The organism is Kribbella sp. VKM Ac-2566, assembly GCF_004366005.1.
In the GTDB taxonomy this organism is placed as follows: domain Bacteria; phylum Actinomycetota; class Actinomycetes; order Propionibacteriales; family Kribbellaceae; genus Kribbella; species Kribbella pratensis.
In genome coordinates this window covers 577894-599591 of the sequence record NZ_SODT01000013.1, presented here as the reverse complement: position 1 = coordinate 599591, position 21698 = coordinate 577894, and the positions used below count along the sequence as shown (strand labels likewise).

Below are 21698 nucleotides of genomic sequence, written 5' to 3'. Positions count from 1 at the left end.
GCACTCACAGGAATCCGCATGAATCTCCCGGCTCTCGCCGATCTGCTCGCGTCCCGTGGTCTCCGGCTCCTTCCCGGTTCGTACGCCGTACCGGTCGAGCTGCTCGTCCAGCTGCCTGACGCCACGATCGTCCAGTTCACCGCCCGCGGCACAACGCTCCGCCTGCGCAGCTACTCCCCCGACGCCCTCACTACGATCACCATCCCGGCCGAGTGCGGCTGCGGCGACCATCACCCGCAGACCGGACCGGCCCGCGTGACGCTCAGCCGGTACGCCGTACCGCTGGACGAGCGCACCATCGACGGCGAACTCGAGTACGGCTGGCGCCACCACGAAGCCGGCCTCCTCCGCCTACCCGAAGCTGCCCATCACTTCCTGACTCTCCTCGAAACCCTCCGCACCCGAGACCTGGTCGGCGTCGCCTGACCACAACGCCGGATATCCCGTCGCGTGCAGGGTTCTCCCTTCGTGTATCAGCAGAGAACCCACCACGCGGGGGAAAACCCGTCGCGTGCGGAACGGGCTGGCGGGGTCAGGGGCGGCGGTGGGCGGGTTCGTGGGTGTCGAACGCTTCGCGGGCCGCCTCTACCTTGGCGAGGTTCGGGGACCATTCGGCGAGGGAGTGGAAGAGCGGCGCGAGGCTGCGGCCCAGGGGGCTGATCTCGTATTCGACGCGCGGCGGGACCTCGGCGTGGTAGGTGCGGGTGACCAGGCCGTCGCGTTCCAGTTGACGGAGGCGCTGCGTCAGGACCTTCGGTGTGATCACGCCGATCCGTCGCTCCAGCTCGACGAACCGTTGCCGGCCGTACTCGTTCAGCGTCCACAGGATCGGCGTCGTCCACCGGCTGAAGACCAGGTCGACGACCGGCGCGATCGGGCAGGCCTGCACGGGATCGACTGCCACATCAGCTGCTGTGCTCTCGCTCACAAACCCAATACTATCCTCTAGGTACCTACTATCCCGAGGCCAGTAGCGTCATCACCATGATCGTGATCACCGGAGCAACCGGCAACGTAGGCCGCCCACTCGTCCAGATCCTGACCGCCGCCGGCGAGGACGTCGTCCCCGTCTCGCGGCACGGCGACGGCCACCAGGCCGACCTCACCCGTCCCGAAACCCTCGCACCGGCCCTCGACGGAGCGAAAGCCGTCTTCCTACTCACCTCCGCCGATTTCCTTGCCGACGGCAACCTCCGGCCCGTCGTCGACGTGATCCGCAACGCCGGCGTACCGCGCGTCGTCCTGCTCTCGTCCCAAGGCGTCACCACCGGGCGCCACCCTTCGGTGCACGAGGACGCCGTGACCGGATCGGATCTCGACTGGACGATCCTGCGTCCTGGCAACTTCGCGAGCAATGCCTTCGCGTGGGCGGAGTCGATCCGGACCCGGCGCGCGATGGCCGCGCCGTTCGCCGACGTCGCGCTACCGGCCGTCGACCCGCAGGACATCGCCGCGGTCGCCGCGGCGGCACTCCGCGACGCCGGCCACGCGAACGCCCTCTACACGCTGACCGGGCCCGCGGCCATCTCACCGCGCCAGCAGGCGGCGGTGATCCAGGACGTGATCGGTACGCCGATCAGCTTCACGGAGCTGAGCCGGGACGAGGCTCGGGCCGGCATGCTCACGTTCATGCCGGCGCCCGTCGTCGAGGCCACGCTCGATGTGCTCGGTACACCCACGCCGGCCGAGCAAGCGGTCAGCCCCGACGTCGAGAAGGTCCTGGGCCGCCCGCCCCACACCTTCACCGACTGGGTCACCCGCAACCTCGAAGCCTTCCGCTGACCCACAACACAGCCTGATGCCCCGCGCGCAGCACAACCTGATGCCGCACCGGCAGCACAGTCGCCTGCCGCGGCGGCACAGGCTCCTGCGGTGACGGCACAGGCTCCTGGGGCGGCGGCACAGCGGTTACTCCGCGGGTGTGGCTGGTTTGTCGTGCCCGCGGGTTGCCTGTTCCGTGCCGGTGGCCGTGGACCTGCCCGTCACCTCTTCGGAGTCAGGCGGCGGGGCGGATCGGGTGGCGAGCTGGTCGCGGAGGGATTCGGCGAATTGTTCGGCAGCTCGTTGAGCGGCGGCCAGGGCGGCCACGCGATCTTCGGCTGATCGTCTGGCATCGGCCAGTTGGGCCTGGTGGTCGGCTCGCAGCTGTTCGCGGTCGGTGCGGTGTTCGGTGCGGAGGGCGTCCAGCTCTGCCCGGTGTTGCTCGCGCTCTTGGCGGAGCTCGGTGCGGAGTTGGTCCGCGGTCGCCTGTGCGGTGTGGCGCTCGGCCTCGGCTGCGGCCTGGGCGATTCGTGCGGCCTCGAGTTCGCTACGGGCCTGGCGGACCTGTTCCTCGGCCGTGGCCTGAAGGTCGCGGATCCGCTGCTCGGTCTCGGCGCGTACCTGCTCGACCTCCGCAGCTGCTGCTTCACGGGCGGACGCCATCTCCTGCCGCAGCTGCTCCACCTCAGCGGCGGCGCTCTCACGCAAGGCGGCTGCTTCTCGCCGAGACCGTTCTGCCGCTTCCTCGGCGACCGCGACATCGACGCGAGCCTCGTCCAGCGCCGCGACGGCCTCCCGGGCAGCCTCGTCGGCCTCCTCCCGTGCGTCCTCAGCTTCGGCGGCCTGCTGCTCCGCCTTTCGACGCCGGTGCTCTTCCTCCCCACGCCGCCGCTCGAGGTCGGCCAGCTCCGCACGCGATTCCGCCTGCAACTGCTCCACCTCGGCCGCGACCGCTTCCGCGTCGCCGTACGTGCGGACTGCGTCCGCCAGCTGCGCGAGGTATCCCTCCAGCTCGTCCACCAAGCGTGGCAGGTTGCTCTTCATCAACTGCTCGAGGGTCATCCGGGCCGCCGTCACGCGGCCCGGCACCGGTTCGGAGCCGGCAGCTGCGGCATCACGGCGCACCGGTTGCCTGGCCAGGCGATTCTTCGCGGCCCACGCGTTCGCCTTGTTGTGAACGACCGGCTTGCCGTCGACGCCTGCGCCTTCGCGGCCGCAGTACTTCGGCGGCCGCCCCGGCGTGCCGGGATCAACCTGCTTCGGGTTCTCGCAACTGACCCCAGGGAATTCGCACAGTCCCGGCCGGGTCCGCGCGAGGGGCTCCGCCTCCGTCGTCGTCATGACGCCACTCTAATGGATTTCGTCGATAAAGTTCCGGTTTGAGTATGGTTACTGTCTACTACTTTTGACTGAACGAAACCGAACTGAAGTAGCGCATAATCCCCGTTATGCGCTAGCTTCTCTCCTGTGGACGATCTGCCGGCGCCGCTCGTGTTCCGCCCGACGGAGACTGCCGTCGAACTTCCGAGGCCCGATGCGACGACGGAAGCTGCCGTGCGCCGCGTCCTCGGTCGCCGACGACCACTCCACGATCGGAAAGCGGCTCCCGTCGACCGCCTCGACCTGCTCGCCGAAGTGCTGAGCCCCGAGCTGACCGCACTGGTCGTGCTGTGGCTCGGCGGCACCAGACGGGCAAGTCGCGACACGCGGATCGGGTATGCCGACGACCTGCTGCTGTGGGCCGACTGGGCCCGCCGCGAGCTCGGCCGGGAGCGGTTCGGCCTCGACCTGCACCGCGGCGAGGTGACGATGTGGCTGACCTGTCAGCAGGACGCGGGGGCGGCCGCGTCCTCGGTCTCGCGCCGCCTGTCGACGCTGTCCAGCCTGTACCGGTACGCCGCCGGCTGGGGCCTGCCCGTGGTGTCCCCCATCTCCGACGACGACCACCGGCCGAAGTTCCACCGCGGACGCCGCGCCACGTCGGCGCGTGTCCTGGACGCTGATCAGGTCGCCGCGTTGCTCGCGGCGGCGAGTGATGTCCGCGACGCGCTGGTCGTCGGTCTCCTCTATACCGGCGCCTTGCGAGTCTCCGAGCTCTGCGGTGCGAATGACACCGACCGTCAGGACGAGGGCCGGCGAACGTGGCTCGTCGTGACCCGCAAGGGCGGCAAGGCGGTCAGAGTGCCACTGGAGACGACAGTGGCCGAACTGCTCGACCTGTACCGCGCGACGCGACCGGCCTGGAACGGTGTAGGACCGATCCCGCTCATCGCAGATGCCGCCGGTGGCCGGCTCGACCGCCACGACGTCACCCGGCTGCTCCGCCGCCTCGCCCGAGCAGCCGGTATCCCCCGCCCGGAAACGATCGGCCCGCACTCACTGCGCGCCACCGCGATCACCGACCAGAAACGTCGCGGCCACAGCGCCGAGGACCTCCAGGAGCTGTCGGGACACGCGGATGTCCGCACCGTGATGGTCTACATCGACGACGACGGCCGCGCCGAACGGGTCGCTGCGCTCACCGACGACCTCGGCCGGATCATGACCGCCGTCCCGCGGCACCTCAAGTCTCCCGGCTGAACCCCACGAGTGGCAGGAACACGTCGTCGACCAGTGCTGTGACGGTCGACGACGGCACTGGCGAGTGGCTGAAGAAGATCTCGTGCCTCATCAGGTTCGTGGGTGCGGTCAGGACTACGACGGGTACGTCGGCCGTCGCGATCTCACCGCGCTCCGCGGCCCGCTTCACGATCGCCGCCATGACGCCGGTCATCCGGCTGTACACCTCCGGATCGAGGTCCGGCGCCTCGGCCATCAGCCCGTGGATGGTGTCCGGTCCGAGCTGGGTGAACCGGTCGGCCATCTGCTGCAGCACTCCGAGTACGTCGCCGCGCAGCGACCCGGTGTCCGGTACGTTCTCGACGATCGAGCCGGCGTGGTGCCGCATGGACGCGATCACCAGCTCGGCCCGGTTCCGCCAGCGCCGGTACAGCACCTGCTTGCCGGTCTGCGCCCGCGCCGCGACCGACTCCATCGTCAACTGCGCGTAGCCGGACTCCATCAACTCGGCCCAGGCGGCGTCCAGCAGCACGGCCTCGAGTTCGGCACCGCGGCGGCGTTCCATGAAACCTCCAGAAGAGACCTTGCGTCTCTTAATAATCCGAGCCTACCCTGAACGCGTAAGAGACGTCACGTCTCTAAGGAGACTCTCGGATGACCACTCAGACGGACCGCCTCGACCGGTCGGTCCTGAAACTCGCCGCCGTCCTCGTGCTCGGCGCGCTCGCCCCGCTGCTCGACAGCACGATCGTCACGGTCGCGATCCATACCCTGGGTGCCGACCTGCGCGCCTCGGTCGCCACGGTCCAATGGGTCAGTACGGCGTACCTGCTGGCGCTGGCGATGGCGGTCCCGATCACCGGCTGGTCGGCGAACCGTTTCGGCGCCAAACGGATGTGGATCGTCGCACTCGGACTGTTCCTCGCGGGATCGATGCTGTGCGGTGCGGCGTGGAACATCGGCTCGCTGATCGCGTTCCGCGTCGTCCAGGGCGTGGGCGGCGGCCTGATGCTGCCGATCCTGCAGACGTTGCTGCTGCGCGCCGCCGGCCGGAGGAGGATCGGCCGGCTGATGGCGGTCGTCACGCTGCCCGCGTTGGTCGGACCGATTCTCGGCCCGGTGATCGGCGGCGTCCTGGTCGGCCACCTGAATTGGCGCTGGATCTTCTACGTGAACGTGCCGATCTGCATCGCCGCGATCGCCCTCGCCGTAGGTGTACTCAAGCCCGACCCTCCGGCGATCGCGGCACGGCTCGACGTACTCGGACTGCTCCTGGTCTCCCCCGCGCTCGCCGCGATCATCTACGGTCTCAGCCAGGTCGGCGACCACGGCTTCGGCCACTCCGCCGCACTCCTTCCGCTCGCCGCTGGCGTGCTGCTGCTGACAGCGTTCGTGCTGCGTCGCGCCGCCGAGCCACTCATCGACCTGGCACTCTTCCGCACGAGATCGTTCGCCGCGTCGACGGGGCTCATGTTCCTCACCGGCTTCGGTCTGTACGGCGCGATGCTGCTTCTCCCGCTCTTCTATCAGCAGGCCCGCGGCGAGACGGTGACTGCCGCCGGCCTGCTCCTTGTACCGCAAGGAATCGGGAGCCTGCTCGCGCGGACCGCCGGGGGTCTCACGGATCGCCTCGGCCCGCGCCCGGTCGTCCTTGCCGGCATCGTTCTGACTGCACTCGGAACCATCCCGTTCGCGATCGCGGAGGCGTCGTACTGGCTACTCGGGACCGCGCTCGTGCTTCGCGGCGCGGGGTTGAGCGCGGTCAATCTCGCGGTGATGGTGGGCGCCTTCCGTGACCTCGAGCCGGAGCAGATCCCGCACGCCAGCAGCACAACGCGGATCATGCAGCAGTTAGGCGGCGCCTTCGGTGCCGCGACGCTCGCCGTCGTACTGCAGAGCCAGCTCACCCGACACCACGCGTCGACGGCCTACGCGCACAGCTTCGGGTGGGCGATCGGGTTCACCGTGCTGGCCGCCGTACCAGCGTTCTTCTTGCCCCGACGCCGGGCTCTTGAATAAGTAACACGCTTGGTTTAACTTATCCGCGCAGTTGATCTTCCGGTCCGCCACCTGGAGGTTTCAGCATGTCCGGACGCTTTCTCGCGCGGATACTTCCCGCCGTGCTTCTCACCAGCGTTCTCGCCGTACCTTCGGCGCACGCTGCCACCATGTATCCCAGTGGGGTCGGTGCCGATCTCGGGCCGGCCCCGACCACGCTCGGCGTGCAGCCCGCCGCCGGAGACGACCCCGCCGGTCTCCGGACCGGCACCGAACAAGGCCGCACGTACTGGCAGACCAACCAGGCCGCCGGCACCGGGTACCTGGAGTTCGACGTCGACGGTGACTACGTCGACGAGATCGGCACCGACGACGTCCTGGTGACGGTGACCTATCTCGACAGCGGCTCGGGCACGCTCCAACTCCAGTACGACGCCAAGGCCGACCCGCAGCAGGACACCACCGACGTCCTGCTCACGAACACCGGCCAGTGGAAGACCGGCGTCTTCTCGTTGACCGGCATCGCGTTCACCAACCGCCTCGGGGATGCCGACGTCCGCGTGTTCGGCAGCGCCGACATCACGATCGCCGGCCTGCGGATCAGTACGGCGGGAGCGTCGGTGCAGCTCGGTGCAACGCCGGTCCAGAACGGGATCAGCCCGCGCGCCGGTGACGACGCCTCGCACCTGATCACCGGCGTCCAGGACGGTCGCCCGTACTGGCAGACCGACCACACCGCGCCGGCGCCGGGCACCAACTTCTTCTACCTGAACGTTGCCGACACCTACCTGTACGAGAACCGCGGTCTCGTGCTGGTCAGCGTCGACTACTTCGACGAGGGCAGCGGACAGTTCGGTCTGCACTACGACTCCCCCGGCGAGACGATCCCGGACAAGTTCAAGAACTCCGAGGTCGTTCGGTACGACGACACCAGGACGTGGAAGACGTACACATTCGCGCTGCCGGATGCCGTGATGACGAACCGCTCGAACGGCGGCGACTTCCGGATCCACAACGGCGACGGCGCGGTCGATCTCAAGGTCGCCGCCGTACGCGTGGCCAAGGTCGCGACCACGCTCGACGTCACCGAGGGCCTCGTCGACCTGATCGGTCAGGTCACCCGCACCGAGAAGGCCGCCCGCGAAGGGACGCGCGACGGGCAGTACCCGGTCGGCAGCCGCGCCATCTTGCAGGACGCGATCGACAACGCTCAGGCGATCGCGTCCACTCCGGGCGTCACCGACGTACAGGTCAAGGAAGCGCTCACCACGTTGCAGGCCAAGCTGGACGCTTTCACCGCCTCGGTTGTGGACACCAACTTCGCGGACGACGGTACGGCGACTGCGAGCGGTGGGACCGGGGCTGCTCAGGTCAACGACAACGACCACGAGACTGTCTGGACCGGTGGTGCGGACTCATGGCTGCAGATCGATCTCGGGGCGCCGCGTCCCGTGAACGATGTGCGGGTCGAGTGGGCCGAGGCGTACTCCCCGGACTACTCCGTGCAGGTGTCGAACGACGGTCAGACGTTCGTGAGCGTCGGCCGGACCGGATCGCCGGGCGGCAACCAGTTCAGCAGGACGCGGTTCGCGACGGTCAGTGCGCGGTACGTCCGGGTCGCGATGACCGGGGCCGATTCCTTTGCCGTCAAGGAGTTGCAACTGCGGCTGGCGCCGGTCGTGGCGCCGACGCCGCGGCTCGTTTCGACAAGCAGTCCGACCGAGGACGGCGTTGTCGCGGACTTCGACGCCACGCAGTTCGGCGCCGACCGTAGCGGCAGGCGGGACTCCACCAAGGCGATCCAGCAGGCGATCTACGCCTGCCAGGATGCGGGCGGTGGCACGGTGTGGCTGCCGGCCGGGCAGTACAGGGTGACCGACACGATCGAGGTGCACGCGTTCTGCAGTCTGCGTGGTGACCACGGTCAGAAGCTCGGCACGGGCACGGTGATCGTCGCCGACCTGCCGTCGGGTGACGACGGGCCGAGCCTGTTCCGGATCGGCGGCAGTGCGGGCGTTCTCGGCGTGACGACGTACTACCCGCACCAGAGCGCGAGCACTCCCGTCCCGTACAACTACACGTTCGAGATCCCGGGCGGAGCGTGGATCGGCAACGAGAACTACATGATGGCGACGGTGTCCGACGTCACCATGCTGAACTCGTACCGCGGCGTCGGCGTCAGCACGATGCCGAACGACCACGGCAACGCCCCCAGCTCGGGTCAGGTCCACGAGTCGACGACGATCCGCAACGTTCGCGGTACGGCGCTGTTCGAGGGCGCCCGCGCCTACAACGGCGCCGACGTCGGCACCTGGGAGAACGTTGCCTTCAGCAACTCGTACTGGTCGTCCGCGCCGGCCGCGTTCCACCCGCCGTCCCGGGCCGCCCTCGACGCGTGGACCCGGGCGCACGGCACCGGCCTGGTGCTCGGCGACCTCGAGTGGGACCAGTTCTACCGGATCGCGCTGTCCGACTACGCCGTCGGCATCCACGTCGTCGCGGGCCAGCGCGCCCAGTTCACCGGCAGCTTCCTGGAACCCGACGTACGCCGGGTCGGGACCGGGCTGCTCGTCGACGTGATGGACGACCGCTGGGGTATGACGCTCGCCGGTGGTCGCATCGAAGGTGGCATCACGAACAACTCGCGGGGTTACGTGAAGATCACCGGCACGGAGGTCGTCGGCGCACAATCCGGGATCATCCACCGCATGTCCGGCAGCGCCCCGACGTACATGCAGAAGCCGCTCCCCAAGCCGGTGCAGAAGTTGTACGTCGTGGAGGCGCCGCACGGGGTCGGGTACCTGCCGGCCGCCGACGCGACGCGTGCGGTGCAGAAGGTACTCGATCGCGCCGGGCGTGAGGGTGGCGGGATCGTCTACCTGCCCGCCGGCTGGTACCGGATCGGTGCGCATCTGAGCGTTCCGGCGAAGGTCGAGCTCCGCGGTGCTTCCGCCGTACCGAACCGGGACCAGGGCGGGGCGAGCGGCGGGACGGTCTTGCAGGCGTTCGAGGGACGCGGCGCGGGAGCGTCGGCAACCGCTCTCTTGACGCTCTCCGGGAAGGGCGCCGGCGTCCGCGGGCTGCGGGTCTTCTACCCGCAGAACAACCCGGCCGAGAGCGTCGTCTCTTATCCGTACGCCGTCCGGGGCCACGCAGGCGGGAACTATGTCATCAACGCCGGCTTCCCGAACGCCTGGAACGGCATCGACCTCAGCGGCGACGGCGTCGTGGTCCGCAAGGTCGCGGGCGCGTTCTTCGACCACGCTATCGCGATCGGCCCGGGGCGCGGCGGCCGCGTCGAGGGGGTGCTCTCGAACGGGAACGCGGTCACCAGGGTCGGGTACCAGCAGCCGTACTGGATGAACGAGGGTCGCATCTTCGAGCTCGTCATCGACAAGTACATGCGGAAGATCGCCAAGATCGTCACCGTCGAGGGGGCGAGCGGGCTGACGCTGCTCAACGTGTTCGCGTACGGGTTCCACGACGGCCTCGTGGTGAACTCCGGGCAGGTGGACGCGTTCAACCTGGGCACCGACAACCTCGGCGGCGACGGGCACACCGTGCAGGTCGTGAGTGGAGACGTCGAGGCCACGAACCTCGCCCGCTACAACGGCGCCACGCTCAGCGGACCGGCCACGTTGCACAACGTGATGGTCATCAATGTCGTCCAGCGCAGCATCGCCGTCCAGGCGAACGGGAACGGCACCGTGAAGATCACCGGGAACGAGTCCGAGCCGGGAACGTACGAAGTCGGCGCGCAGGTCACCGTGACGGCAGCGCCAGGATCGGATAGCGTTTTCCGGGATTGGATCGTGGCCGGGACCGTGGTGTCGACAGCGCCGTCGTACACCTTCACCGTCTCCGCGGACCAGAAACTGATAGCCAACTTCACAATGAAGTAGGAGCGAGATGGCTGACACACAACAGCAGGTCGCGATCGTCGGGTGCGGCATCATCGGCCGCACCCACGCCAAGACCATCGCGGAACGGCCGGACGCGATCGTCACCGCCCTGGTGGACGGTGACGCCGCGGCCGCGGAGGCACTCAAGGCACAACTGGTCGAACTCGGGCAGCCGGAGCCGAAGGTGCACGCCGACCTGACCGCGGCGCTGGGTGGGTCGGACGTCTCCCTCGTCGCGATCTGCACCCCCAGTGGCACGCACGCGGCGCTGGCCGAGCAGGCACTGAACGAGAAGAAGCACGTCGTGATCGAGAAGCCGCTCGACGTCGACCTGGTCCGGGCGCGGCGCCTTGGTGCCGCAGCGACCCGGGCCGGGAGCCACGGCGTGCTGTCGTCGGTGATCAGCCAGCACCGCTTCGACGCCGGCAGCGCCGTGGTCAAGCAGGCGATCGACGCCGGGCGGTTCGGGCAGCTGACGTCGTCCGTCGCGACGGTGGCCTGGTGGCGCAGCGACGAGTACTACGCGTCCGCGGGCTGGCGCGGGACGTGGACGCAGGACGGCGGCGGCGCGCTGATGAACCAGGGGGTCCACACCGTCGACCTGATGCTGTGGTTCATGGGCCGCCCGGTGAGCATCCAGGCCCAGGCGCTGCGGGCCGCCCACCACGCGATCGAGGTCGAGGACACGGTCGTCGCCACGATCACCTTCGAGAGCGGCGCCGTCGGCACATTGCACGCCACCACAGCGGCGTTCCCCGGCGGCCGTACCCGGGTCTCCGTCCACGGCACCGAAGGCGGCGCCGAGGTGGAGGACGATCGCCTCCGCCGGCTGAACGTGGACGGCTCCACCGACGACCAGCCCGTCGACGTCGGCGGCCCTGGCGGCCACAAGGCGCAGTACGACGACATCCTCAAGGCGATCGCCGACGGCACCCCGCCCGCCATCACGGTCCAGGACGCGATCGACGCGCTCGCCACAGTGCGAGCCGTCTACATCGCCTCCACCCTCCAACGCCCGGTGAAGTTCCTCGACGTACTCGAAGGCCGCTACGACGACGTGGATGTGTCGCGCGGCGTCGGCCTCCCACCGAGGTGACTGGATCTCCAGGCCATCACAATGTGCCGAGCAGGACTCGGCTCAGCGTGGGCACGCTCGCCGACGGCGATTGTGATGGCCTGGAGATCCACCTACGCGCCGGGCTCGCGAGAGTTCAGGATGCGCTGGTACAAATTGCAGTCCTGCCAGCGGCCGTCGATGTGGAGGTACGTGGGGGCCATGCCGATCTGGGTGAAGCCGGTGCGCTGCAGGACTCGTTGGGAGGCGACGTTGCCGGTGAGCGTGCTGGCCTCGATCCGGTGCAGCTTCAGCTGGGTGTCGGCGATCTCGGCGACGGCCTCGACGGCGCGGGTGGCGAGGCCGCGGCCGAGTACGTCGACGGCCAGCCAGTAGCCGAGGGCGGCGCTGCGGAACGGGCCGGGGACCAGGTCGCTCAACGTGATCTGGCCGACGATCCGATCGTCCGAGGCCAGCACCCACGGCACGACCAGCCCGTTCTTGTAGCGCTCGAGCTGGTACGTCATCCGCTCCGCCTGCCCGGCGGGGGTGAACCACTTCTCGTCCCGGACCGGCTCCCAGGGCCGCAGATGTTCGCGGCTCCGGATCTGTGCGTCGGCGAGGGCAGGGGCGTCGTCGAGGGTCGCGATCCGGAGCTCGACGTCCGGCGTCAGCGGGCGGGGTTCGATCACTGTTCGATCACTTGGGCAGCCTACGTGCCTGACTCGATCCCGAGACCCGAGGGGTGAACGCGTCGTGGAAGATCGTCGACGCCGCCCCGACCGCGGCCGCGTCGGTCTGCAGCATCGACTCCTCGACCGCGACCGGCCGGGTCTCCCGGGCCACCGGATGCGCGTTCACCGCGCGCCCGATCTCGGTCAGCAGGATCTCCGAGATCTCCTTGCCGTACGCCGGCCCGCCGAGGACCACGAGGTCGATGTCGAGGAGATCCACCAGGCCGACCGCGCCCTGCCCGATCACCCGGGCGACCTGCGTGACCGCCTTCACCGCCGCGGCATTCCCATCGGCCGCCGCCTTGCACACGGCCCGGTACCGCTTGGCCTCGTCGGTCGCGGCCGGATCGGTCTCGACGTACCCGAACTCGCCCGCGATCACCGGCAGCGAGGCCGTCGGATTGCACTCCGGCACCATCCGCGGCCCGTTGTCCGGGTCCCACTCCCCCATCCGCAGCGCCGCGATCTGCCCGAACTCACCGGCGTTCGCCGTGCCGCCGCGGTAGATCGAGCCGTTCAGGATCAGGCCGCTGCCGACGCCGGTGCCGAGATAGAGGTAGGCGAAGTCCCGCGCCCGCGCCGACCGTCCGATCCACCGCTCGCCGATCGCGGCCGCCGTACCGTCCTTCTCCACCAGCACCGGATGGTTCAGCTTCTGCTGCAGCAGCTGCCGGATCTTCAACCCGCGCCAGGCCGGCTGCAACGGCAGCGCGAGCAGGGTCCCGTCCGCGTCGATCGGGCCCGGTACGGCGACGCCGACACCGAGCATCGACGCGAGGTCGACCTGGCTGATGCTGAGTGCGGCGTTCACCGTGGCCGCGGTCAGGTCGATCAACTGGTCCGCCGGGAGGTCGTCGGCGAGGTCGACCGTTTCGCGCCGCACGATCGTGCCGTCCAGGTCGACCACGGCAACGGTGAGCAGTTCGGGATCGATATGGATGCCGACCGCATGGGCGGCCTTCGACCGCAACCGCACCGGAGTCCGCGGCTTGCCGAGCCGCTCAGCGCGCTCCTGCGCCTCCTCCACCAGCAACCCCTGCTGGAGAAGGAGACGCAGGATCCGCGACACCGACTGCTGGGTCAGGCCGGTACGGCGGGAGATCTCGGTCCGGCTGATGATGCCGGCCAGCCGGATCGTCTCGATGATCACGGCCTCGTTGAACGAGCCCAGGTCGTACTGGTTCGCGCCCGCGCGCCGCAAGTCGGCGAGTCCCTCGACCGAATCGCTCATCTCCACCTCCCGTCTCGTCCCTACTGGCCGTGATCGTACTGCCCGGCGCCCGATGTCACGGCGCTTCGAGCGCTCCGTCGATGCGCCGTACGCCGGCCGCCCACTCGTCGTGACCGGACAGTTCCGCCGGATAACGAGCCGCCGCGTCCAGGTCCACGTCGATTCCCCAGCCGGGCGCGTCGTTCGGCCGCAGCCAGCCGTCCTCGATCCGCAGCGTCCCGGGGAACACCTCGTACGTCGCCTCGTTGTAGATGTGCCCCTCTTGGATGCCGAAGGCAACCGATGTCACGTCCAGCGCGACGTTCGCCGCGGCGCCGATCGGCGACGTGTCGCCGGGACCGTGCCAGGCTGTCCGGACGCCGGAGATCTCGGCGAGATCGGCCAGCTTGCGGGCCGGGGTGAGGCCGCCGATATCAGAAACATGCGACCGGATGAAGTCGACGCCGCCGTCCCGGATCAGCCGGACCGCGTCGCCGAACGACGTCGTGAGCTCGCCCACGGCCAGCGGAACCGGCGAGGCTGCCCGGACCTCGGGCAGCCGGTCCCACAACTCCGGCGCGAGCACATCCTCGAGGAAGAACAACCGGTGTGGCTCGAGCGAACGCGCCAGCAGCACCGCTTCCTTCGGCGTCAGCCGCGAGTGCACGTCGTGGAGCAGTTCGATGTTGTCGGGCAGCGCGTGCCGCGCCTCGGCGAACAGCTCCGGCGTGGTCCGCAGGTAGTCACGCGCCGACCAGCCGTTGCGGTACGGCGCGTCCGGGTAGAGCGTCGGCACCTGCGGAGCGCCGTACCCGCCACCGCCCGGTGTCGAGATCTGCAGCCGGATGTGCCGCCAGCCCTGCGTGATCAGCTTCTGCGCGTGGTCGATCGTGTCTTCGATCGTCTTGCCACTGGCGTGGATGTAGGTGTCGGCGGCGGCACGGACCTTGCCGCCGAGCAGCTCGTACACCGGCATGCCGGCGCGCTTGCCGGCGATGTCCCACAGCGCCTGGTCGATACCGGAGATCGCGTTGTTGGTGACCGGTCCGCCGCGCCAGTACCCGGAGTACGACGCCAGCCGGGTGAGATCGCCGATGTCACCCGGGTAGCGGCCGACGAGCAGCCGTGACAGGTGCTCGTCGACGAACGTCTGGACCGCCTTCCAGCGTTGCGTGAACGTGGCGCACCCGAGCCCGTACAGGCCCGGTTCGGTGGTGTCGATCTTCACGACCACCAGCGGGATGCCTTGCGGTGCCGTGACGATCGCCTTCACCTCGCGGATCCGGAGGTCGTCCCGCACGGGCCACGGCTGGTCGAAGTTCGAGGGCATTCAGTGCTCCAGGGAGAGGGTGGGTAGGTCGAGTTCATGCCGGGCCTCGAAGCCGAGCACGGTCCGTACGGCGGTCAGGTCGATCGGCACCTCGCGACCGGCGAACCGTCGCGACCGCGGCACGTCCGGCGCGAACGCGTCCAGCAGATCCTCGGTCGGGTACGGCGCGTTGGTGGTGCTCGCGGTCACGAAGAAGGTGTGGGCGCCCGACAACGGCGCGGTCAGTCCGAGCTCGACGGCGTACGCCGCGTCGCGGGTGTCCAAGTAGCTCCAGGCCTCCCGCAAGCCGCTTCCGGGATGCTCCCGGACGTGGTCGGACATCTCCTGCAGCACCTCCGGCGAGTTCACGTGGGGGAATCGGAACGCGACCACGTCGATCCCCCATCGCCGCCATGCCATCCGCGCGGTGTTCTCGTCGTTCTGCTTCGACAGCGAGTACGCGTCGGCGATATCGCTCGGCGCCTGCTCGTCCCACGGGAAGTACGGCGGCCGGATCTCGTGCGGGTTGAACGGTACGCCGGTCGCGTTGATGCTGCTCGCGATCACGGCCCGGTCGATGCCGAGCGCACCGGCCTGGGCCAGCACGTTGAACGTCGACACCACGTTGATCGAGTACACCTCGTACGGCGTACCGGCCGAGGGGTGCGGCAGCGCTGCCAGGTGGACGACGTACTCCGCGCCCTCCAGGGCATGCGCCACGTCCGTCTCGGACCGCGTATCGCCGATCAGCACCCGGTCCGCCTTCAGATCCGGGTGCTCGACGTTCGACAGCGTGGTCACCTTGGCGCCCAACTCGTTCAGATGCTCGACCGTGACCAGCCCGATCCGGCCGGCGGCCCCCGTCACCAGCACCCGCCGACCGTTCAGTTCATTCACTCTTTGATACCTCCGGCCATTCCCACGCCGCGCAGGAACTGTTTCTGGAACAACAAGAACAGCACGACAGGTATCAGAACCGCGAGGAACAGCGCGCTCATCTGCAGGGAGATCTCTGTGGTCTTGGCCACCCGCGGCAGGGCGACGGAGATCGGCTGCAGCCGTGGGTCCGGCAGCACGAGCAGCGGCCAGAGGTAGTCCTTCCACGAACCGATGACGGTCAGGAGCGCGACGACTCCGACGATCGGTTTCGACAGCGGCAGGATCAGCGACGTGAACAGCCTCAGGTTGCTCGCGCCGTCGATCCGGGCGGCCTCGATCAGTTCACGCGGGATCGAGTCGAAGTACCGCTTCATCACCAGCACGTTGAACGCCCCGGCCGCCTGCGGCAGCCAGACCGCCCAGAACGTGTTCTGCAGGCTGATCCCGAGCACCGGCATCTTCAGCACCGTCATGTACAGCGGGACGAGCGAGATGACACCGGGCAGGAAGAGTGTGGCGAGGACGGCGCCGGTGACGACCGGTCCCCATTTCGGCCGCAGGATGCTCAGCACGAAGGCTCCCGTCGTACACACGAACAGGGTCGAGATCATCGAACCGATCGCGATGAACGCGGTGTTGCCCAGGTACGCGCCGATCTGCACGCGGTTCCAGGCGTCCGGGATGTTCTTCAGCTGGATGCCCGACGGCCACAGCTGCATGGGGCCGCGCAGGATGTCCTGGCTCGTGGAGACCCCCGACTTGAGCAGCCACAGCAGCGGCCCGACGCCGGCGATCAGGACAGCGATGAAGATCAGCACCTGGATCGTCGGCAGGCCGTAGCGGATCAGGCCGCGCTGCCGGTCGGCTGTCGAGATGATTCCGCGCTCGTGACTCATGTAGTGCTCCAGCGGCGGGTGACGAAGTGGTAGACGACCGACAGCACGCACAGCACCCCCGCGAGCAGCACGCTCAGCGCGGTCGCGGCGCCGAAGTCGCCGTTGATGAACGCGTACCGGTAGATCAGCAGCAGGATCGTCGTGGTGGCGTTGTTCGGGCCGCCGCCGGTGAACAGGAACGGTTCGGTGAACACCTGGAACGTCCCGATCAGTTGCAGCAGCATCATGATCAGGATGATTCCGCGGATCTGCGGCAGCGTCACGTGCCAGACCCGGCTCCAGATCCCCGCCCCGTCCAGCTCGGCTGCCTCGTACAACTCCGTCCGTACGCCGGTCAGCGCTGCCAGGTAGATGATCGACGTGGCGCCCGCGCCGGCCCACGTCGCCTCGAGCACGATCGCGGGCATCGCCAGGGTCTGCGAGTTCAGCCACGCGAACGGCCCGAGCCCGAACCAGCCGAGGATCGAGTTGAACACGCCCGCCCCGCTCGGGTCGTAGAAGAACGTCCACAACAGGATCGCGGCCACCGGAGGTACGACGGCCGGCAGGTAGGAGAGCACGTTGTAGAGCCAACCGGTCTTGCGCAGCTCGCTGATGAAGACGGCCAGGAACAACGGCACCGGAAAGCCGAAGATCAGGGCCAGCAGGCAGAAGTACAGCGTGTTGAGCGCTGCCTGCGGGAGCTGCGGATCGGTCAGCACGTAACTGAAGTTCGACATCCCGACCCACTCGGGCGGGGCGACCAGGTTGTTCTTCTGGAAGCTGAGCACCAGGCCGCGGACGATCGGGCCCCAGGAGAAGTACAGGAAGATCAGCACCAGGGGCAGGGCGAAGAAGACCGCGCTCAGCCCGCCGGAGCGGTACCAGGTGGCCCAAGATTGAGCACCGTTCCGGCCGGGCTTGTCCGTTCGTTGCTGGAACATTGGGCTACCGAGCCAGACGCGCGTCGATCTTCGAGGCCGTGTCGCTCAGTAACTTGTCGATGTCCGCGTCCTTCTTCGTGAGCACCTGCTGGACCACTGGGTCGAGCAGCGAGTAGACCTCCTGGCCCTTGTTCGACGGCTCGGGCAGCAGCTTCAGCGTCTTCGTCGAGTCGATGTACCCCTGGAACTGCTTCACCGGGACGTTCACGTACGGCTCACGCCACTTGTTGAACTGGTCGTAGGTCTCCTGGCTCAGCGGCGTGATCCCCGGCCGGCCGACGAAGCCCTTGTCAGCGATCGTGGTCTTGGCGTCCTGGACCGCGACCGACTCGGTCGTGTACTTGTCGAACTGGTCGAACTTGATCCACTTCAGCGCGGCGACGACCTCGTTCTTGGTCGCCTTCGGGCTGATCATCTTCAGCGAGCCACCGGTCAGTGTGCCGTGCGGGCCGCCGTCCTGCGGCAGACCGCCGTGACCGTAGTCGGCGGGCTTCATGCCGAAGTTCTTCACGCTCATGTCGTAGGCGTCGGGCGCCTGCAGGACCATGCCGATCTTGCCGGCCGCGAAGTCCTGGCGGACCTCCTCCTGGTTGTACAGGAACCTGCTGCCCATCGAGTTGTCGGTCCAGCGCATGTCCTTGAGCAGCTGCAGCGCCTTCTTGGTCGGCGCGTCGTTGAACGTGCTCTTCTTGCCGTCCGGGCTCTCGACCGTGCCGCCCATGCTGTACGTCATCGTGGTCAGCATCCAGCCGCCGGTGTTGTTCGTGGTCAGCTGTGCGTACCCGGCCTTGCCGGTCTTGTCGGCGATCTGCTTGGCGTACTGGCGGACCTCGTCCCACGTCGTCGGCGGCTTGTCCGGGTCCAGGCCGGCCTGCTTGAACAGAGCACGGTTGTAGGCGAGGCCGACCGAGAAGACATCGATGGGTACGCCGTAGATCCGCCCGTTCGCGTCCTGGACGATCTTCAGGACGTTCGGGTTCAGGTCCTTGGTCAGGTCGACCAGCTTCAGCTCGTCGGTGATGTCCGGGAGCTGCTTGTTCGGGATCATGTTGGCCGGCTCGGTGAAGCTGATGTTCATCACCGTCGGCAGCGTCCCGCCGGCCACCTGGGCCTGGAAGGTCTGCGCCTCCCACTTGGTCTCGGTCGATTTCACCGTGATGTTCGGGTACTTCGCCGTGAAGTCCTTGATCTTCTGCTCGAACGCCTTGATGTCGTTCGGCTTGTCGGGGGTCGGGCGGTCCCCGATCGTGATGGTAACCGGCGCCTTCTCGTCGATCTCGCCGGCGGCGCCGGTGGACGACGAGGGCGTCGTACCCTTCGCGCACCCCGCCGCGAGCACCAGCCCAATCACGCCGAGGGCCGCCCCGCAACGGCTCCACCTGCTCACTCTCGTCATCGGAACTCCTCAGGTTTCCGGATGCCGCCGATGTGCTCTGAGCCACACACCGGCCAGGTCCCGAGTAAGTTAAACCAAGCGTGTTACTAACTCAAGAGCTCACCGGGCACTTGTGCGATAACGCTTGAGCAACAGGTCGAGGTGCTGCCGGGCGCTCCGACGTACCGGTAAAACAAGAAGAAGATGAAGGAGGCACACATGGCCGAATCAGCCAACCAGCTGGTGCACTTCGAGATCATCGGGGCCGATCCCGGCAAGCTGCGCGCGTACTACGGCGACCTGTTCGGGTGGACGTTCGAGCTTGGTGACACCGTCTCCGAGCACGTGTCGGAGACGGGCGAGTACGGGTTCGTCGGGGCCGAGATTGCGGGGCTCAACGGAGGCGTCGGGGGTGGCGCGTCGCTCCGGCCGAAGGTGTTGTTCTACGTCGGAGTGGAGGACGTCGGGGCCGCTCTCACGCAGGCCGAGGAACTCGGTGGGCAGCGGGTCTTCGGGCCTGACGGCGTACCGGGGAAGCTCGTCGTCGGTCAGTTCACCGACCCTGAGGGCAACCTGATCGGGGTCGCAGGGCCGAGGTAAACCGATGGAGCGGGTGATCGGTGTGCGGAAGGATGGAGGCATGCATCTTCGCGCGGCGGCCGCTGCCGACCTTCCGTTCCTGATCGAGATGTTGCTCGAGGCCTGCAACTGGGACGGGACTCCCTGGTACGACGAGGCAAAGGCGCGGGGCGACGATCACGCGTGGCGATACCTCCACGGGTGGCCGCGCGCGAGTGACTTCGGGGTGGTTGCGGAGGTCGACGGCTCCCCCGCCGGTGCGGCGTGGGCGCGGTGTCTTACCGCGGAGCGGCCCGGGTACGGGTACGTCGCGGACGACGTACCCGAGCTGACTTTGGGCGTCTCCCCCGCCTTCCGGCGGCGCGGGGTCGCGCGGGGCGTGCTGACCGAGGTGATCGCGCAGGCGCGTGCAGCGTCGTACGGGCAGCTCTCGCTCAGCGTGGATCCGGACAACCCGGCGCGAAAGCTCTACGAGTCGTTGGGGTTCCGGAAGGTCGGCGTTGTCGGCACCTCCGACACGATGGTGCTCGAGCTTTAGCCGAAGCCTCGGACGCGGAACTGCATGACGCGGTACGGCCAGCCGTTGTCGGTGTTCCACTGACTCACGGACAGGTGCATGTCCGAGAGTGTGGAGCCCGGGATGACATACCCGCCGTACAGCTGAGCGACATGGTTGCCGTCCTCCGAGCCCCACGCGCCGCCGTAGATCAGGGTCTGCCGGTACGCCGTGTAGAGGTTGGACGTCGGCGTGTCCATGATCATGCCGTCGATGCGGTAGTCGCCGGCGTTGAACCACGTCAGCACCCACTTGCCGCCGAGCGGACGCAGGCTCATCTCGCCGAAGCTCCCGTTCAGGATCGGCGTCGCGGGATTGCCCCACGCCCAGCCCCCGTCCCGGTAGCCCCACGGTTCGTACGCTGCCGGGTTCGCGATCTGCTCCTGGCGGACGCGTTTGAGGATGATCGGCTTGTTGCGCTGGAACCCGGTCGAGTAGACGTACACGTACCCGTCGTTGCCGAGTCCCCAGGTCAGCAGCTGGAACATCCCGCCGTCGATGTCGGGGGCGAACTTCGCGCCGGTGTGATACCAGTTCGCACCGGAGTTGTCCGAGCGCCAGATCTCTGTCCACACGACGTTTCCGAGGCCCTTGTTCACCATCGCGTGCAGGTACATCGACCCGCCGATCGTGATCACGTCCGAGGGCAGCACGGTCGAGAACGTCGGATTGTCGTGCGGGTAGTCCCACAGCTGCTGCGCCGCGGCGCCTCCGACCGCGCCCGACCATGTCACGCCGCCGTTCAGGTCGGTGGTCGTCGACCACAGCGCGACCGGTGACCGCCACCAGCCGCCGCCGACGCGCGCCTCCTCGAAGGTGTCGCCGAACATGAACAGCAGCCGCCCGTCCGGCGTCCGCGCCGGGATCCCGAGGTCGGTCGCGGCCATCCGGAACCGGTCGGTCAGACCAGGTCCGGTCAGATCGGCCACTTTGTTGGTGAGCACAGCTTGGCTACTCCCGACGGCACGGCCCGGTACAGCGGCCAGCACCCCGGCCCCGACGGCCGCGCGGAGGAACGTGGATCGCTTCATCATCGACTGACTCCCAGGGGCGGTGTGAGGTGGGAAATCGATTGCTCGCACACCATCCCGCGGCACCAGAGCGAAGTCAACCCTTTCGTCCCCCGTGCACGTGACTCACCTCACGGAGACCGGCTGTCACGTGCGAGACCACGGCGGCGTCTCGTGATCGAACAGTCGTTTCCACAGGAGGTACATGATGACGAACGCGGAGCGGACCACCGTTCTGATCACCGGGGCGAACAAGGGTCTCGGCTACGAAGCAGCCCGTCGGCTCGGAGAGATGGGCTGGAAGGTGTTCCTCGGTTCGCGTGACGAGGAGCGCGGGCGGGTGGCCGTCGAGAAGCTGGCGGCCGACGGTGTGGACGCGGTGCTGGTTCCGCTGGACGTGACCTCCGACGAGTCCGTCGCCGGCGCCCTGCAGGTCGTCTCCAGCCACACCGAACGGCTCGACGTACTGATCAACAACGCGGGCGCGCCGGGGCACGCCGTCCACCCGCGCGAGGCGACAGCTCACGAGCTGCATGCCGTGTACGACGCCAACGTGTACGGGCCGGTGCGGGTCACGCATGCGTTCCTGCCGCTGCTGCAAGCGGCGGGCAACCCACGTGTGGTGATGGTCTCCAGCGGCGGCGGGGCGTTCAGCGTGGTGCAGGACCCGGAGCAGCCGGTCTCCAAGATGCACGAACTCGCGTACAGCTCGTCCAAGGCGGCGCTGAACATGCTCACGGTCAGGTACGCGCAGGCGCTGCCGACCATCAAGTTCAACGCCATCACGCCCGGTGAGACCGCGAAGCACACGTTCGCCGCCACCGACATGAACAACCACAAGGGTCAGCTGACCGTCACCGAAGGCACCGACGTGATCGTCCGAATGGCCACGCTCGGCCCGGACGGCCCCACCGGTACGTTCGAGGACCGCCTCGGGCCCGTGGATTGGTGAG

At 68.2% G+C, this 21698-nt stretch carries 20 protein-coding genes; 9 read left to right on the top strand and 11 right to left on the bottom strand.

Annotated features, from left to right (window positions below; translation table 11 throughout):
- Window positions 1-18: 18 nt before the first annotated feature.
- Entirely contained in the window at window positions 19-426 is a 408-nt protein-coding gene (locus EV647_RS33640) for a hypothetical protein (RefSeq protein ID WP_134010156.1), read from the top strand.
- Window positions 427-532: 106 nt separating this feature from the next.
- Here the strand turns inward: EV647_RS33640 and EV647_RS33635 are convergent, their stop codons facing one another.
- Window positions 533-928, bottom strand: a complete 396-nt coding sequence (locus EV647_RS33635) for a helix-turn-helix domain-containing protein (protein ID WP_202876388.1) — start codon at window positions 926-928, stop codon at window positions 533-535.
- A gap of 56 nt (window positions 929-984) precedes the next feature.
- Here EV647_RS33635 and EV647_RS33630 point away from each other — a divergent pair, with 56 nt between their 5' ends.
- On the top strand, window positions 985-1782 hold the full coding sequence (locus EV647_RS33630) for an NAD(P)H-binding protein (protein WP_134010154.1): 798 nt from the start codon (window positions 985-987) through the stop codon (window positions 1780-1782).
- Window positions 1783-1908: 126 nt separating this feature from the next.
- On the opposite strand, the gene EV647_RS33620 is transcribed toward EV647_RS33630, so the two are convergent.
- Entirely contained in the window at window positions 1909-3102 is a 1194-nt protein-coding gene (locus EV647_RS33620) for a hypothetical protein (RefSeq protein ID WP_134010152.1), read from the bottom strand.
- Between the two features lie 126 nt (window positions 3103-3228).
- Here EV647_RS33620 and EV647_RS33615 point away from each other — a divergent pair, with 126 nt between their 5' ends.
- The gene (locus tag EV647_RS33615; protein ID WP_134010150.1) at window positions 3229-4341 is read left to right on the top strand and encodes a tyrosine-type recombinase/integrase; all 1113 of its coding nucleotides are present in this window, start codon (window positions 3229-3231) and stop codon (window positions 4339-4341) included.
- On the opposite strand, the gene EV647_RS33610 is transcribed toward EV647_RS33615, so the two are convergent.
- Entirely contained in the window at window positions 4325-4885 is a 561-nt protein-coding gene (locus tag EV647_RS33610; protein WP_134010148.1) for a TetR/AcrR family transcriptional regulator, read from the bottom strand. The two genes, EV647_RS33615 and EV647_RS33610, sit on opposite strands and share 17 nt — an antisense overlap.
- An 89-nt stretch (window positions 4886-4974) precedes the next feature.
- Here EV647_RS33610 and EV647_RS33605 point away from each other — a divergent pair, with 89 nt between their 5' ends.
- From EV647_RS33605 to EV647_RS33595, 3 genes are all read left to right on the top strand, one after another.
- Window positions 4975-6339 (top strand): MDR family MFS transporter, encoded by a 1365-nt coding sequence (locus EV647_RS33605; RefSeq protein ID WP_134010146.1) that lies wholly within the window; start codon window positions 4975-4977, stop codon window positions 6337-6339.
- Window positions 6340-6404: 65 nt separating this feature from the next.
- Window positions 6405-10220, top strand: coding sequence for a glycosyl hydrolase family 28-related protein (locus tag EV647_RS33600; RefSeq protein WP_134010144.1), 3816 nt, complete (start codon window positions 6405-6407; stop codon window positions 10218-10220).
- A gap of 7 nt (window positions 10221-10227) precedes the next feature.
- Window positions 10228-11316, top strand: coding sequence for a Gfo/Idh/MocA family protein (locus EV647_RS33595; protein ID WP_134010142.1), 1089 nt, complete (start codon window positions 10228-10230; stop codon window positions 11314-11316).
- A 92-nt stretch (window positions 11317-11408) separates the two neighbouring features.
- Here EV647_RS33595 and EV647_RS33590 read toward each other — a convergent pair whose 3' ends face one another.
- Genes EV647_RS33590 through EV647_RS33560 form a run of 7 tightly spaced genes read right to left on the bottom strand, consistent with a single transcriptional unit; the run spans window position 11409 to window position 18621 of the window.
- A complete protein-coding gene (locus tag EV647_RS33590) occupies window positions 11409-11966 on the bottom strand; it encodes a GNAT family N-acetyltransferase (RefSeq protein WP_134010140.1) in 558 nt (185 codons plus the stop codon).
- Window positions 11967-11973: 7 nt separating this feature from the next.
- Window positions 11974-13239, bottom strand: coding sequence for an ROK family protein (locus EV647_RS33585; protein WP_134010138.1), 1266 nt, complete (start codon window positions 13237-13239; stop codon window positions 11974-11976).
- A 55-nt stretch (window positions 13240-13294) separates the two neighbouring features.
- Window positions 13295-14548, bottom strand: coding sequence for an enolase C-terminal domain-like protein (locus tag EV647_RS33580; RefSeq protein WP_134010136.1), 1254 nt, complete (start codon window positions 14546-14548; stop codon window positions 13295-13297).
- Window positions 14549-15424: an NAD(P)-dependent oxidoreductase gene (locus EV647_RS33575; protein WP_238177520.1), complete on the bottom strand. Its 876-nt coding sequence runs from the start codon at window positions 15422-15424 to the stop codon at window positions 14549-14551. It lies immediately after the preceding gene.
- Entirely contained in the window at window positions 15421-16302 is an 882-nt protein-coding gene (locus tag EV647_RS33570) for a carbohydrate ABC transporter permease (RefSeq protein WP_134010134.1), read from the bottom strand. Before EV647_RS33570 ends, EV647_RS33575 begins: the two co-directional genes overlap by 4 nt.
- Window positions 16299-17225, bottom strand: a complete 927-nt coding sequence (locus EV647_RS33565; protein WP_134010132.1) for a carbohydrate ABC transporter permease — start codon at window positions 17223-17225, stop codon at window positions 16299-16301. Before EV647_RS33565 ends, EV647_RS33570 begins: the two co-directional genes overlap by 4 nt.
- Window positions 17226-17229: 4 nt before the next feature.
- Window positions 17230-18621 (bottom strand): ABC transporter substrate-binding protein, encoded by a 1392-nt coding sequence (locus EV647_RS33560; protein WP_134010130.1) that lies wholly within the window; start codon window positions 18619-18621, stop codon window positions 17230-17232.
- 198 nt (window positions 18622-18819) lie between these two features.
- On the opposite strand from EV647_RS33560, the gene EV647_RS33555 reads away from it, so the two are divergent.
- Both EV647_RS33555 and EV647_RS33550 read left to right on the top strand, forming a co-directional pair.
- The gene (locus EV647_RS33555; RefSeq protein WP_134010128.1) at window positions 18820-19200 is read left to right on the top strand and encodes a VOC family protein; all 381 of its coding nucleotides are present in this window, start codon (window positions 18820-18822) and stop codon (window positions 19198-19200) included.
- Window positions 19201-19240: 40 nt separating this feature from the next.
- Window positions 19241-19717, top strand: a complete 477-nt coding sequence (locus EV647_RS33550; RefSeq protein WP_134010126.1) for a GNAT family N-acetyltransferase — start codon at window positions 19241-19243, stop codon at window positions 19715-19717.
- On the opposite strand, the gene EV647_RS33545 is transcribed toward EV647_RS33550, so the two are convergent.
- The gene (locus EV647_RS33545; protein ID WP_202876387.1) at window positions 19714-20769 is read right to left on the bottom strand and encodes a DUF4185 domain-containing protein; all 1056 of its coding nucleotides are present in this window, start codon (window positions 20767-20769) and stop codon (window positions 19714-19716) included. The two genes, EV647_RS33550 and EV647_RS33545, sit on opposite strands and share 4 nt — an antisense overlap.
- Window positions 20770-20950: 181 nt before the next feature.
- Here EV647_RS33545 and EV647_RS33540 point away from each other — a divergent pair, with 181 nt between their 5' ends.
- Window positions 20951-21697: an SDR family NAD(P)-dependent oxidoreductase gene (locus EV647_RS33540; RefSeq protein ID WP_238177519.1), complete on the top strand. Its 747-nt coding sequence runs from the start codon at window positions 20951-20953 to the stop codon at window positions 21695-21697.
- Window position 21698 lies beyond the last annotated feature (1 nt).

Excerpts from the sequence above, each read along its gene's own strand:
- EV647_RS33640 (WP_134010156.1), top strand. The coding sequence starts at position 19 with ATGAATCTCCCGGCTCTCGCCGATCTGCTCGCGTCCCGTGGTCTCCGG.
- EV647_RS33630 (WP_134010154.1), top strand. The coding sequence starts at position 985 with ATGATCGTGATCACCGGAGCAACCGGCAACGTAGGCCGCCCACTCGTC.
- EV647_RS33620 (WP_134010152.1), bottom strand. The coding sequence starts at position 3,102 with ATGACGACGACGGAGGCGGAGCCCCTCGCGCGGACCCGGCCGGGACTG.
- EV647_RS33610 (WP_134010148.1), bottom strand. The coding sequence starts at position 4,885 with ATGGAACGCCGCCGCGGTGCCGAACTCGAGGCCGTGCTGCTGGACGCC.
- EV647_RS33605 (WP_134010146.1), top strand. The coding sequence starts at position 4,975 with ATGACCACTCAGACGGACCGCCTCGACCGGTCGGTCCTGAAACTCGCC.
- EV647_RS33600 (WP_134010144.1), top strand. The coding sequence starts at position 6,405 with ATGTCCGGACGCTTTCTCGCGCGGATACTTCCCGCCGTGCTTCTCACC.
- EV647_RS33595 (WP_134010142.1), top strand. The coding sequence starts at position 10,228 with ATGGCTGACACACAACAGCAGGTCGCGATCGTCGGGTGCGGCATCATC.
- EV647_RS33585 (WP_134010138.1), bottom strand. The coding sequence starts at position 13,239 with ATGAGCGATTCGGTCGAGGGACTCGCCGACTTGCGGCGCGCGGGCGCG.
- EV647_RS33580 (WP_134010136.1), bottom strand. The coding sequence starts at position 14,548 with ATGCCCTCGAACTTCGACCAGCCGTGGCCCGTGCGGGACGACCTCCGG.
- EV647_RS33570 (WP_134010134.1), bottom strand. The coding sequence starts at position 16,302 with ATGAGTCACGAGCGCGGAATCATCTCGACAGCCGACCGGCAGCGCGGC.
- EV647_RS33565 (WP_134010132.1), bottom strand. The coding sequence starts at position 17,225 with ATGTTCCAGCAACGAACGGACAAGCCCGGCCGGAACGGTGCTCAATCT.
- EV647_RS33560 (WP_134010130.1), bottom strand. The coding sequence starts at position 18,621 with ATGACGAGAGTGAGCAGGTGGAGCCGTTGCGGGGCGGCCCTCGGCGTG.
- EV647_RS33555 (WP_134010128.1), top strand. The coding sequence starts at position 18,820 with ATGGCCGAATCAGCCAACCAGCTGGTGCACTTCGAGATCATCGGGGCC.
- EV647_RS33550 (WP_134010126.1), top strand. The coding sequence starts at position 19,241 with ATGCATCTTCGCGCGGCGGCCGCTGCCGACCTTCCGTTCCTGATCGAG.
- EV647_RS33545 (WP_202876387.1), bottom strand. The coding sequence starts at position 20,769 with ATGATGAAGCGATCCACGTTCCTCCGCGCGGCCGTCGGGGCCGGGGTG.
- EV647_RS33540 (WP_238177519.1), top strand. The coding sequence starts at position 20,951 with ATGATGACGAACGCGGAGCGGACCACCGTTCTGATCACCGGGGCGAAC.